General features: G+C 66.2%; 13 protein-coding genes. 4 read left to right on the forward strand and 9 right to left on the reverse strand.

Annotation, left to right across the window (positions count from 1 at the left end; genetic code table 11):
- The first annotated feature begins 1 nt into the window (after position 1).
- Genes HBF25_RS09770 through HBF25_RS09785 form a run of 4 tightly spaced genes read left to right on the forward strand, consistent with a single transcriptional unit; the run spans position 2 to position 2,851 of the window.
- Entirely contained in the window at positions 2-241 is a 240-nt protein-coding gene (locus HBF25_RS09770) for a MoaD/ThiS family protein (protein WP_166947822.1), read from the forward strand.
- A complete protein-coding gene (locus HBF25_RS09775; protein ID WP_166947824.1) occupies positions 241-723 on the forward strand; it encodes a molybdenum cofactor biosynthesis protein MoaE in 483 nt (160 codons plus the stop codon). Before HBF25_RS09770 ends, HBF25_RS09775 begins: the two co-directional genes overlap by 1 nt.
- Positions 720-1,658, forward strand: coding sequence for a bifunctional molybdenum cofactor biosynthesis protein MoaC/MoaB (gene moaCB / locus HBF25_RS09780; RefSeq protein WP_166947825.1), 939 nt, complete (start codon positions 720-722; stop codon positions 1,656-1,658). Before HBF25_RS09775 ends, moaCB begins: the two co-directional genes overlap by 4 nt.
- 2 nt (positions 1,659-1,660) lie before the next feature.
- Positions 1,661-2,851, forward strand: a complete 1,191-nt coding sequence (locus HBF25_RS09785; protein WP_166947827.1) for a molybdopterin molybdotransferase MoeA — start codon at positions 1,661-1,663, stop codon at positions 2,849-2,851.
- 41 nt (positions 2,852-2,892) lie between these two features.
- On the opposite strand, the gene HBF25_RS09790 is transcribed toward HBF25_RS09785, so the two are convergent.
- The 9 genes from HBF25_RS09790 to HBF25_RS09830 form a co-directional block, all read right to left on the reverse strand.
- The gene (locus HBF25_RS09790) at positions 2,893-3,258 is read right to left on the reverse strand and encodes a hypothetical protein (protein ID WP_166947829.1); all 366 of its coding nucleotides are present in this window, start codon (positions 3,256-3,258) and stop codon (positions 2,893-2,895) included.
- A gap of 84 nt (positions 3,259-3,342) precedes the next feature.
- A complete protein-coding gene (rnhB, locus tag HBF25_RS09795) occupies positions 3,343-4,002 on the reverse strand; it encodes a ribonuclease HII (protein ID WP_166947831.1) in 660 nt (219 codons plus the stop codon).
- Complete coding sequence (gene lpxB / locus HBF25_RS09800) at positions 4,002-5,189, reverse strand: lipid-A-disaccharide synthase (RefSeq protein WP_166947833.1); 1,188 nt, start codon at positions 5,187-5,189, stop codon at positions 4,002-4,004. Before lpxB ends, rnhB begins: the two co-directional genes overlap by 1 nt.
- A 61-nt stretch (positions 5,190-5,250) precedes the next feature.
- On the reverse strand, positions 5,251-6,024 hold the full coding sequence (lpxA, locus tag HBF25_RS09805; RefSeq protein WP_166947835.1) for an acyl-ACP--UDP-N-acetylglucosamine O-acyltransferase: 774 nt from the start codon (positions 6,022-6,024) through the stop codon (positions 5,251-5,253).
- Positions 6,021-6,494, reverse strand: a complete 474-nt coding sequence (gene fabZ, locus HBF25_RS09810; protein ID WP_166947837.1) for a 3-hydroxyacyl-ACP dehydratase FabZ — start codon at positions 6,492-6,494, stop codon at positions 6,021-6,023. Before fabZ ends, lpxA begins: the two co-directional genes overlap by 4 nt.
- Positions 6,491-7,519: a UDP-3-O-(3-hydroxymyristoyl)glucosamine N-acyltransferase gene (lpxD, locus tag HBF25_RS09815; RefSeq protein ID WP_166947839.1), complete on the reverse strand. Its 1,029-nt coding sequence runs from the start codon at positions 7,517-7,519 to the stop codon at positions 6,491-6,493. Before lpxD ends, fabZ begins: the two co-directional genes overlap by 4 nt.
- Before the next feature lie 91 nt (positions 7,520-7,610).
- Positions 7,611-10,034 (reverse strand): outer membrane protein assembly factor BamA, encoded by a 2,424-nt coding sequence (bamA, locus tag HBF25_RS09820; protein WP_166947840.1) that lies wholly within the window; start codon positions 10,032-10,034, stop codon positions 7,611-7,613.
- Positions 10,035-10,220: 186 nt separating this feature from the next.
- Complete coding sequence (rseP, locus tag HBF25_RS09825; protein WP_166947842.1) at positions 10,221-11,567, reverse strand: RIP metalloprotease RseP; 1,347 nt, start codon at positions 11,565-11,567, stop codon at positions 10,221-10,223.
- 43 nt (positions 11,568-11,610) lie between these two features.
- Positions 11,611-12,795 (reverse strand): 1-deoxy-D-xylulose-5-phosphate reductoisomerase, encoded by a 1,185-nt coding sequence (locus HBF25_RS09830; protein ID WP_208392507.1) that lies wholly within the window; start codon positions 12,793-12,795, stop codon positions 11,611-11,613.
- Positions 12,796-12,797 lie beyond the last annotated feature (2 nt).

Raw genomic sequence — 12,797 nt, forward strand, 5'->3', positions numbered from 1 at the left:
CATGATCGTTTTCGAATTCTTCGCCAGCCTGGAGCGGCTGGCCGGCGCAAGGGAACTGCCGTTCGATGGTGCTTACACCACCGTCGGAGAGGCGCTGGGCGCACTGGCGGCTGCACGCCCGGAACTCGCTTCCCTCATAGAGCGATGTGCATGCGCCTCGGGGGATGTGATCGTGCGGCGTGCCGATCCGGTACCGGCTGACGGGCGCATCGCGCTGCTTCCACCCGTGGCGGGAGGTTGATGATGGAGGTTCTTTTTCATACGCCCCTGGCCGTCGAACCCATGCTTGAGCTGCATGCCCATCCGGAATGCGGTGGCCTGGCCCTTTTCGTGGGCACCGTACGTGACCATCACGAGGGGCGTCAGGTATGGCGTCTGCGCTACACGGCCTACGAACCGGTCGCGGCCAGGGTCATCCGCGAGGTGGAAGCCACCACGAAAGAACGCTTCGGCGTGCCGTACGTGCGCATCGCACACCGGCTCGGCGACCTCATCATTGGCGATGTGGCCATCGTCTGCGTGGTGAGGGCACCGCATCGCGCGGAAGCCTTCGAAGCCTGCCGGTATGCGGTGGATGCCGTGAAGCACGGGGCCCCGATCTGGAAGGAGGAGTTCTACGCAGACGGAAGCAGTGCCTTCGTCGAAGGTTGCTGCATCAGGGACGACGGGCACGACGTCCCTCACGTTTCACCCCGCCACCCCAAGCATACGAGTCACGGATGAAAGACGTCAGCCAGAAACCGGATTCCCTTCGCGTTGCACGCGCCACGGCCACCCTGCATGCGCCAGCGGACTGCATCGACCTGCTGCGCAGCGGCGAGACGGAAAAGGGCGATGCCCTGAAGACGGCACGCGTCGCCGGCATCCTTGCGGCCAAGCGCACCGACGAGTTGATCCCGCTGTGCCATCCGCTGCCCATTCACCGGGCTGAGGTTACCTACGAACTGGCGGAGGCCTCCGTGCGTGTCATTGCGGAGGTGCAGACCATCGGGCCGACGGGCGTCGAGATGGAGGCGCTCACGGCCGCTAGTATCGCGGCGCTCACGCTCTATGACATGCTCAAGCCGTATGCGGAGCCCGAGGAACTGCATATCGAAGCCTGCCACCTTGAACGCAAGACTGGCGGCAAATCCCAGCATCGGCGCCGGTTGTCGCAGCCACGCCAGGCGGCGGTGATCGTTCTTTCCGATACGGTGGCGGCGGGGCAGGCGCGGGACACGGCCGGTGCCTTCGTGCGCGATGCGCTGGGCGACGCCGGGTTCACGCCGGTGGCTTACCGGGTCATCGCCGACGATGCGCAGGCGCTGCAGGGTACCCTGCGGGGATACATATCGGAAGGCACCCCTTTGGTCATCACCGTGGGCGGCACCGGTCTTGGTCCGCGCGATGTCACCGTCGATACCGTCCGCCCCCTGATCGATACCGAGATCCCGGGCATCATGGAGGCCGCGCGCGCCTTCGGCCAGCGGCGCATGCCATTTGCCATGCTCTCGCGCGGTGTGGCCGGTTACGCGGGCAACACCTTGCTCATCACCTTTCCCGGCAGCCGGGGCGGCGCCTCGGAGTCGCTCGCGACAACGCTTCCCGGCATCGTGCACCTTCTCGATACGGTTCGCCCTGGCGAACGCCACCCGGGCGGTTATGGCGGGGAGTCCTGACGATGGCCTTGCTTCCGCTCGGACAGGCATTCGAACACTACGCGCGCACGCTGGCTCCCTTGTCCGTGCAACGTGTGCCACTGGAACTGGCGCTGGGATCGGTGCTTGCGGAATCACCGAAGGCGCGCATCGCGCTGCCACGCTTTACCCAGAGTGCCATGGACGGTTACGCGGTTCGTGCCGCAGACGGCGTGGCGTCCCGCCAGCTCATTGGCACGGCCGCCGCCGGTTCCCCGGCTGGCGTGCATGTAGGCCCGGGGCAGGCCGTGCGCATTCTTACCGGCGGGATGCTGCCGGATGGCGCCGATGCGGTGGCGCGCCAGGAGATCGTCGAACGTGATGGACACGGCATCTGCCTGCGCCAGGCAGTGCGCGTCGGGGACGAAGTGCGTCGCGAGGGTGAGGAATTGCTCGCAGGCACGGTGCTGGCACATGCCGGCCAGCGCGTCACTTCCGGCCTCGTGGCGGCGTTGGCCATGGCGGGTGTCGATACGCTGGATGTTCATCGGCGGCCGCGCATTGCCGTACTCGTGACGGGCGACGAGGTGCTGCGCGTGGGGCACCCGCTGGGACCGGGGCAGATCTACGATGCCAACGGTCCCTTGCTGCGTTCATGGTTCGTCGAGCATGGCTACGGCGAACCGGTGGTGGCTTACGTGCCCGATGACGAAGCGGCGCTCGAAGAGGCGCTGAGTGCGGCACTGGATAGCGCTGATCTGGTGGTCACCAGCGGCGGCGTGTCGGTGGGCGATCGCGATTACGTGCCTGCCGTGGCCGATCGCCTGGGCGTGCGCGCCTCCTTCTGGAAAGTGGCGCAGAAGCCCGGCAAGCCGCTCTGGTATGGCGTGCGCGACGGCAAGGCGCTACTGGGCATGCCGGGTAACCCGGCCGCCGTGCTGGTCTGCCTGGTGGTGCACGCCCGGGCGGTGCTATCGCACCTGGAAGGCGAAACGGCTGTCCAGCCGGTATGGAGCCAGGGTGTGCTGACGGAATCGATGGACGCGGATGCCCAGCGCGACCGGCTGGTGCGCATGCGTCTGGATCTGGGCGATGGTACGGCGAGACTGCATCTTCTGCCGAAGCAGGAGTCGCACATGCTCAGCAACCTGGCATCGGCGCACGTGCTTGCATGGCTGCCGGCAAGGGATGAGGCGTTCAAGGCGGGCGAGCGCGTGGCCTGGGTGCCTATCTGAAACGATGCGCGGCCGGCGGCCGCGCATCGCGAAAACACGACTTACCAGGCTTTGACGTCGGAAACGACGACGGTGTAGTCCTGCATGTCAGCCGAGTAACGGAACAGGCGGCCGAGGTCGAAATCGACGCTCTTGCCCGGTTCGATGTTGGAGGTGCCGGCCGGCCAGCCCTGCTTGCTGGCGATGACCTTGCCGGAGGCATCCTTCGCGTCGATGCGGATCTGGGCAGCGGCCGCTTCCGGGCACTTGTTGACGAGCTCGCCCTTCATGCTGAAACGCGGCTGGCCAGCACCCTGCTGGATCTTGACGGCGAAGCCTTCGATGCTGAAATCCTTGGCGGCACAGGCGGCATGCGCCGAGAACGGAGCCGCGGCGAGCAGCGCCGTGGCAATAACGAACTTCTTCATGGTTAGTCCCTGTAAGCAATGAGCAAGACATACGCCCACAGATGGAGGGCGTTGGCAGGCGTATCGGCGGGATCAACCAGAACTTTAGGACGTTTGTGACAGGGCTTCGGCAAAGAGATCGGCAACCGGAGGTGTTTCCGGTTCGAACCAGCGCCTGACGGGGGCGAAACTGCGCCGGTGAGCGTCGCAGGGCCCCAGCCGGCCGAGGGCATCGAGGTGTTCGGGCACGCCGTAGCCCTTGTGCCGGGCAAAGCCATAGCCGGGGAAACGCTCGTCGAGCGCGTGCATGTGCCGGTCGCGGCTGACCTTGGCCAGGATGGAGGCGGCGCTGATGGCCGGCTCGGTGGCGTCGCCGCCAATCACGGCGCGGGCCTCGCAAGGCAGGGTACGCGGCAGGCGGTTGCCGTCGATGAGCGCCATCTGCGGAGCGATGGACAAGCCCATGAGCGAGCGGGTCATGCCCGTCATGGTGGCCTGGAAGATGTTGATCCGGTCGATTTCCTCGCGCTCGACGAAGATCACGGTATAGGCCAGGGCACGTTCGACGATGCGGCCGTATAGTTTTTCGCGGGTGTCTTCGTTGAGCTGCTTGGAGTCGTTGAGCCCGCGGATGGGCCGCGCCGGGTCGAGGATCACAGCTGCCACCACCACGGGTCCGGCCAGCGGACCGCGCCCGGCTTCATCCACCCCGGCGATGATGAGATCGCGGGCGAGCTGGCGGGTGACGTTGGGCTTGCGGGGCATCAGCGGCGGATCAGGTCGGCAATGGCATCGGCGGCACGGTCGGCCGCCTGGCCTTCCAGTCCGCCACGCAGTTCCTTGTGCAGCACTTCGAACGCCGCCACCACGGTGCCCCGGCGCTCGCTGTCGCCGAGCATCCGCAGCGTGGCCTGCGCGAGATTGTCGGCCGTGCAATCGTCCTGCATGAACTCGGGAACCAGCAGCTCATTGCCGAGGCCACAGGCACGGGCAAGGATATTGGGCAGGCTGTAGACGTCGGTCTTGAGCATGCGCAGCGCCTTGGCGATGCGGTAGCTCGTGGGCGACACGCGGTAACCGACCACCATGGGGCGCTTGGCCAGCATCGCTTCGAGCGTGGCCGTGCCTGACGCGAGCAGCACGACGTCCGCAGCCAGCATGGCCTCGTGGGAATGGCCATCGATAAGCAGCGGAGGCGTGCCCGGGAAGCCGGCCAGCAGCTCCTTCAGGCGCGCATGCACGCGCTCGTTGGCCGAGGGCACCACGATCCGCAGCGCCGGCATGGCACTGGCAATCTGGCGTGCCGCCTGCACGAAGATGGCGCCGATCCGTTCGATCTCGCTGGGCCGGCTGCCGGGCAGCACGGCGAGCACCGGTGCGTCCTGGGGCAGGCCCAGCGCGTCGCGTGCCGGTGCGCGGTCGGACACCATCGGGAAACGGTCGGCCAGCGGATGACCGACGAAGCGGGCATCGATGCCGTGCCTGGCGTAGATCGGGGGCTCCATGGGAAACAGGCATAGCACGCGTTCGGCCGAGCGGCCGATCTTCTCAGCACGCTTCTCACGCCAGGCCCATACCGAGGGGCTGACGTAGTGCACGGTGGTGAGTCCGGCGTCCTTCAGGCGCTTTTCCACGCCCAGGTTGAAGTCGGGTGCATCGATGCCGACGACGATATCGGGTCGCTCGGCCAGCAGCCGCTGCACGAGCGTCTTGCGCAGCCGTAGCAGGCGCGGAAGATGCTTCACCACTTCGGCGAAACCCATGACCGAGAGTTCGCGGATGTCGTGCCAGGAGTCGAAGCCCCTGGCGAGCATGCGTGCCCCGCCAATGCCGACGAAGCGCGCATCGGGAAAGCGCTGGCGCAGGGCCTCGATGAGATCGGCGCCAAGCTGGTCGCCGGAATCCTCACCTGCAATCAGGGCGATGAGGGGAGAGGGGCGGGTCGGGGACATGCGGACGGGCCTCCCTGGGAAAGTATCGGGGACCGGCGCGGGTAGGCGCCGGTCCGTCGGATCAGCGGGCGATGGCGCGCTCGCTACGATCGAGGAATTCGAGCAACTGGCGCACGTCGTCGCTGGCCTCGGCCTGCGACTGCAACTGCTCGCGGGCTTCGGCCAACGGCAGGCCCTGCATGTACAGGGTGCGGTAGGCGCGCTTGATGGCGGCGATGCGACCGGTGTCGAAGCCGCGGCGCTTCAGGCCCTCGCTGTTGATGCCACGCGGACGACCACGTGTTTCGTTGGCCATCATCACGAACGGAGGCACGTCGGAACCCACGAGGCAGCCCATGCCGAGGAAGGCATGCGCGCCCACCTTGCAGAACTGGTGCACACCCGAATAGCCCGACAGGATGGTCCAGTCGCCGATTTCGGCGTGGCCGGCCAGGGCCGAATAGTTGGAGAACACGATGTTGTTGCCCACCTGGCAGTCGTGCGCGATGTGCACGTAGGCAAGCAGCCAGTTGTCGTTGCCGATGCGGGTTACGCCGCCGCCGTCGCCGGTGCCACGGTTGATGGTGACGAATTCACGGACGAGATTGCGGTCGCCGATGATCACTTCCGTGCGCTCGCCCTTCCATTTCTTGTCCTGCGGCGGACCGCCGATGGAGGCGAACTGGTGGATGCGGTTGTCACGGCCGATGGTGGCAGGCCCTTCGATCACCACGTGCGGACCGATCGTGGTGCCTTCGCCAATGACGACGTCGGCACCGATGACGCTGAACGCACCGATGCTGACGTTGTCCGCGATGCGCGCGGAAGGATCGATCTGCGCGGTGGGATGAATCATTTGTCGCTCCTTGCGGCGCACATGAGTTCGCAGCTGGCAACCACGTCGCCGTCGACGAACGCCTTGGCCTCGAACAGGCCCATGCCGCGGATCAGGCGCTTCAGGGACACCTTCATGACCAGCTGGTCGCCCGGCGCCACCACGGCGGAGAAGCGGGCGTTGTCGACCTTCACCAGGTAGAACAGGGGGCTGCCGCCCTGGCCTTCGGCCTGGCTGGTGATCTGGGTGAGCAGGCCGGCCGTCTGGGCCATGGCCTCGACGATGAGCACGCCCGGCATCACCGGGTGACCGGGGAAATGACCCTGGAAGAACGGTTCGTTGATGGTGACGTTCTTGATCGCCGTGATGGTCTTGCCCAGGTCGATCTCGGTCACCCGATCCACCAGCAGGAACGGATAGCGATGCGGCAGCAGCTGCTGGATCTGTTCGACGTCCACCGGGAGCTTCACGGCGGCATTGTGTTCGGTCATTGCCCTTTGTCCTTTTCCAACGCCGCGAGGCGGCGCGCGTACTCGTCTAGGTGTTTCATGCGTGCCGCATTGCGGCGCCACTGGCGGTTTTCCTGCAGGGGCGAGCCGGACGAGTATTCGCCCGGTTCCTTGATGGATGCCGTCACGAGGCTTTTCGCGGTGATGGTAACCCGGTCAGCCAGTTCGAGGTGTCCGAGCACGCCTGCGTTGCCGCCGATGAGGCAGTAGCGGCCGATCTTCGCGCTGCCGGCCACGGCCGAGCAGCCCGCCATGGCGGTGTGGGCGCCGATGTAGACGTTGTGGGCGATCTGGATCTGGTTGTCGAGGCGCACGTCCTCTTCCAGCACGGTGTCTTCCAGCGCGCCACGGTCGATGGTGGTGTTGGCGCCGATCTCGCAGTCGTCGCCGATGCGCACGCCGCCCAGCTGGGGCAGCTTCACCCAGTGGTCGCGGTCGAAGGCGAGGCCGAAGCCGTCGGAGCCGATCACGGCACCCGGATGAACCAGGACGCGCTTGCCGAGGGTGACGCGGATCACCAGGGTCACCCGGGCTACCAGGCGCGACTGCGCGCCCACGACGCAGCCCGGGCCGATCGTGCAATGCGGGCCCAGGATGGCGCCTTCCTCGATGACGGCGCCGTCTTCCACGACGCAGCACGGGCCGAGGCTGGCGGTGGCATGCACGCGCGCCGACGGCGACACCACGGCGCTGGGGTGGATGCCACGCGGTGCGGCGGGATGTTTCTCGAACAGCGATGCGATCTTCGCGTAGGCGACGTAGGGATCTTTCGCCACCAGGGCAGCGCCCTTGCGCAGCGGCAGCGCGTCGGCATGGAGCACGACGATGCCGGCCTGCGTATCGGCCAGCTGCGAGGTGTACTTCGTATTGGACAGGAAGGTGAACTGCGACGGCGTGGCAGCGGCGAGCGTGCCTACGCCGTCCACGGTGGTGGACGGGTCGCCATGTGCTTCCAGCCCGAACCGCTCGGCCAGTTCGCCAAGCGTGAATTGCGGATTCCCGCTCACAAAGAACTCCCAAAAGAAAAGGGGTGGCAAAGGATCGCTCCCTGCCACCCCCGTGATTCTACTTACTGTTCAAGCCCTGCGCTTCACGCTCTTAGAACGTGTTGCCGAAGGTGAACTGGATGCGCTCGACGAAGCGGCTGTCGGAATCCTGCTTACGGAACGGCACGGCGAAGTTGATGATCAGCGGACCGATCGGCGCCTGCCACTGCAGCGAGAGACCCGTCGAGGCACGCAGTTCGCTGGCCTTGAACGCCTGGTAGTTGGCGTAGACGTTACCCACGTCCACGAACCAGGACACGCGGGCGGTGTTGACGTCCTTCAGGAAGGGCAGGGGCAGGAAGACCTGCGCGGTACCCAGCACCTTGAACGCGCCACCGACCGGCTGGCCGTAGGTGTAGTAACCGCCCGTGCATCGACCGTGGCTGTCCGGCACCGACGAGGCGCTGCCGCCGTCGCAGAGACGGGGACCCAGGGTGTTGTCCTGGAAGCCGCGGACGTCGCGCACACCACCGGCGTAGTAGTTTTCCCAGAACGGGAAGTCGATCTTGTCGCCCTTCTTGTAGACAAGAATCGGGTTGTTCGGGTCTTGCGGGTTGTACGCGTACCCGTTTTCCTTGTACGTCTGTCCGTAAGTCTTGCCGTAGCCGACCTGGCCGTCGAGGTAGAGCACGAAGCCCTTGCCGATGGGCCAGTAGTGGTTGGCTTCGCCGAAGATCTTGTAGAACTGCACGGTGGAGCCCGGCAGCGAACCCTCGATGGACGCGGTGAGCTGGCCGCCGCGGGTCGGGGCCCAGTAGCTGTTACGGGTGTCGTGCGTGTAGCCGAGGCTCGACGTCCACGAATGGATGGTCTTGTTGCCCACGGCGTTCTGGTAAGCCTGCAGCACGGCCGGCGTCAGGGTCGACGTGTTGATCAGGTTGGAGCTGATGCCCAGGCTGGTCGACAGCGAGTCGTAATCGGAGATCGGCACCGACAGCGTGGTCTGGAACGACTTGGTGCTGTAGGTGTAGTTCGCCAGATCGGTATCGCCGTAGTCGAGCTTGCTGTAGCTGAGGTTGTAGCCCAGCTGGATGCCCGAGTCGGTGAGGTACGGATTCACGTAGCTGGCGTTGACGCGCTTGTAGAACGTGCTGGTTTCAGCGCCGATCGAGAAGCGGTCGCCCGTGCCCAGGAAGTTGTTCTGGGACACCGAGGCCGACAGGATGATGCCGTTGTACTGCGAGTAACCCACGCCGAACATCAGCGAGCCGGCGGACTGTTCTTCCACCTTCACCGTGAGGTCGACCTGGTCGACCGTGCCCGGCACGAGCTGCTTGTCGATGTCGACTGTCTTGAAGTAACCCAGGCGCTGCAGACGGGTCTTCGAGCGGTCGATGGCGCCCTGGGCGTACCAGGCGCCTTCGAGCTGGCGCATTTCACGACGCAGCACTTCGTCTTCCGTGCGGGTGTTGCCCTGGAAGACCACGCGACGCACGTACACGCGCTTGCCCGGTTCGATGAACAGGGTGACGTCGGCGGTGCGCTTGTCCTTGTCGAGCTTCGGCACCGGGGTGACCTTCGCGAAGGCGTAGCCGATGTTGGCCAGGATGCCCTTGATCGCGTCGTCGCTGGCCTCGATGGCCGCGCGGTTGAAGGTGTCGCCCTTGTGGATGAAGACGAGCTTGCGCAGGGTCTCTTCCGGCAGGATCAGCTCACCGAGCAGCTTCACGTCGGAGACGGTGTAGACCTCGCCTTCCTTCACGCTCGCATCGACGTACATGGTGCGCTTGTCCGGGCTGATCGACACCTGGGTGGAGTCGATGCCGAAGTCGGCGTAGCCGCGGTTCATGTAGTAATTGCCGAGCTTCTCCAGGTCGCCGGAGAGCTTCTCGCGCGAGTACTGGTCGTCCTTGGAGTACCAGGACAGCCAGTTGCTGGTGTTGGATTCGAATTCCTTGCGGATCGGCTTATCCGGGAAGGCCTTGTTGCCGATGATGTTGATCTCTTTGATCTTCGCGGCCTTGCCTTCGCGAATTTCAATGTCGATCGCCACGCGGTTACGGTCGAGGCGGGTTACGTGCGGATCGACCGACACGTTGTACTTGCCGCGGTTGTAGTACTGGCGGATCAGCTCCTGCTGCACGCGGTCGAGCGACAGGCGGTCGAAGGTTTCACCTTCGGCCAGGCCGATTTCCTTCAGGCCCTTGCGGAGATCGTCTTCCTTGATGTCCTTGTTGCCACGCAGGGTGAGCTTGGCGATGGCGGGACGCTCGACGACCTTGATGACCAGGATGCTGCCCTGGCGGTCGAGTTCCACATCGCTGAAGAATTTGGTCTGGTACAGGGCGCGAATCGCTGCCTGCGCCTTGTCGTCGCTGAGCGTATCGCCCTTCTCGACGGGCAGGTAGCTCAGCACGGTACCCTGCGCAATGCGGGTCAGGCCATCGACGCGGATGTCGGAAACGACAAACGGCTCGAAGGCAAGCGCATTGGCGGACAGGGAGGCAAGCAGGATCAGGGCGGCGATACGCTTCATCGTCGATTCCGTTGGGTTAATTCCAGTCGCCGGCGGACGAGGCCGGAGACCGAAGAGGAGCACGCGCCTGGCTCATGCCCGGCGTCGTTCGGCCATGGGCGCGTGAGCGTCCAGGGCCTGGGTGATACGGATGCGCCCGATCAGGGCGCTCACGTGAGTCCGGTCCGCGCGGCGCGTGGACCGGACTCACGAGACGAGCATTCGCTGTATGTCGTTGAAGAATGCCAGCCCCATCAGTGTGAACAGCAAGGCGAGACCCACATACTGGCCGGCGATCATGGTGCGTTCGCTGACCGGGCTGCCTTTGACCAACTCGATAAGGTAATACAGCAGGTGGCCGCCATCCAACACCGGGATGGGCAGCAGGTTCAGGATGGCGAGGCTGAGCGACACCAGGGCGAGGAAGTTGAGGAACCACCCCAGGCCGCGGTTGGCCGAGTCGTTGGCCACCTGAGCGATGCCGATGACACCGGAAAGATTCTTGGTGGAGGCCTCGCCGGAGAGCATCTTGCCGATCAGGCCGACCGTGTTGCGTGCGCCGTTCCAGGTGGCGGAGAGCGATTCGGTGAAGGCACGCACCGGGCCGTAGCGCAGCGTGGCGGCCTCGGGCGGCAGGGCGGCCACGCCGATCTGCCAGCGGGCCGGCTGGCCTTGCTCGGACGCCATGCGCGCGGTCAGCGAGATATTCATGGGCCTGCCGTCGCGCTCGATGACCAGCGCAAGCTGCGGCGACACCTTGGCCTGCTCGGAGACGAGCTTGCTGAAGGCCTCGAAGGTGGTGACTGGCTGCCCGTTGACGCTGACGATGCGGTCGTTGGCGCGCAGGCCGGCCAGCGAGGCGGGGGCGCCCTTGAGCACGCTGCCGATCACCGGGGGCATGGGAGCCATGGCGAGGCCCAGCTGCACGAAGCGCTGGCCGATGTCGCCGGAGTTGTCGAGCTTCTGCAGTGGAAGCACCACGTCGCGCTGGGCACCGTCGGTGCCCGTCACCCGGACCGGCAGCGGCGAGGTGCCGAGCAGGGCGTTGGCGAGGACGTCCATGGCGTCGCTCCAGGTGCTCACCGGCTGGCCGTCCATCGCCACGATGCGGTCGCCCGGGCGGATGCCTGCCTGGGCTGCGATGGTGGTGGGAGCGGCGGTGACCAGCGGGGCGACATCGGGCTTGCCCACGATGTACATCGCCCAGAAGGCGGCGATGGTGAAGATCAGGTTGAACGCCGGGCCGGCGGCCACGATGGCGATGCGCTGCCACACCGGCTTGGCCGTGAATTCCTCGCCGAGCTGGGACGGATCGACGTCGCCTTCGCGGGCGTCGAGCATCTTCACGTACCCGCCCAGCGGGATGGCGGCGATCTGGTATTCGGTGCCGTCCTTCGCCACGCGCCGCCACAGCGGCCGGCCGAAGCCCACGGAGAAGCGCAGCACGCGCACGCCACAGCGGCGCGCGACCCAGTAGTGGCCGAATTCATGGAAGGTCACCAGGACGCCGAGCGTCACCAGCAGCCAGAACACGGAACCAAGGACAGGGCTCATCAGGGAGGGTGGGTCTCGAGAAAAACGTTTAGGTGGAACGAGTTTAGCAGTAAGCGCGACGGAGAACGTCCCGCGCTGCGTGCCTTGCTTCGTCGTCGCGTCCCCTGAGGGTCTGGACATCGACCACGGGTTTGGCCGGCAGTTCCTCAAGAACGCGCTCGACGACCTCCGCGATGCCGAGGAAAGGCAGGGTGCCGGCGAGGAATGCCTCGACCGCCACTTCGTTGGCGGCGTTCAGGATCGCGGTGGTGTCGCCGCCGGCACGCAGGGCCTCGAAGGCCAACGCCAGGCAGCGGAAGGTGTCGGTGTCGGGGGCTTCGAAGTCCAGGCGGGCGTGGGCGGCGAGGTCCAGCGGGGCCACGCCTGCGCCGATGCGCTCGGGCCACGCCAGCCCGCAGGCGATGGCGGTGCGCATGTCGGGGTTGCCCAGCTGGGCAAGCATGGAGCCGTCCACGTAGTCGACCAGGGAGTGGATGAGGCTCTGCGGATGCACCACGACCTCGATGGCGTCCACCGGGGCGTTGAACAGGTGATGTGCCTCGATGACTTCAAGGCCCTTGTTCATCAGCGTGGCGGAGTCGACCGAGATCTTCCGGCCCATGGACCACTTGGGGTGGGCACAGGCCTGGTCGGGTGTCACGGTGCCCAGGTCGGTCCTGCGCCTGCCGCGGAACGGGCCACCGGAGGCGGTCAGCACGAGGCGGCGCACGCCGGCGCCGGCCAGGTCGGGGCGGCCGCCGGGCAGGCATTGGAAGATGGCGTTGTGTTCGGAGTCGATCGGGATGAGGTCGCCGCCGCCTTCGCGCAGCGCCTGGAGCAGCAGCTCGCCGCCCATCACGATGGATTCCTTGTTGGCCAGTAGAAGACGCTTGCCGGCACGGGCGGCGGCAAGCGTGGAATCCAGGCCGGCGGCACCGACGATGGCCGCCACCACGGTGTCGCAAAGCGTGCCGGCCGCCGCTGCCGTGACCGCATCGGGGCCGGAAGCCACCTCGCAGCGTACGTTGGCGCTAGCGAGACGCCGGGCGAGATCGGCCTCCATGGAGGGATCGGCGACGATGGCCAGGTCGGGCCGGAAGCGCTCGCAGAGCCGCGCCAGCGCCTCGGTGTCCCGGTTGGCGGCCAGCACGCTGGCCCGGAAACGCTCCGGGTGTCGGGCGATGACGTCGAGGGTACTGGTGCCGATGGAGCCGGTAGCGCCCAGCACCGCGACCTGCCGCAGCGCCATGT

The sequence above is a fragment of the Luteibacter anthropi genome (genome assembly GCF_011759365.1).
Lineage (GTDB): Bacteria > Pseudomonadota > Gammaproteobacteria > Xanthomonadales > Rhodanobacteraceae > Luteibacter > Luteibacter anthropi.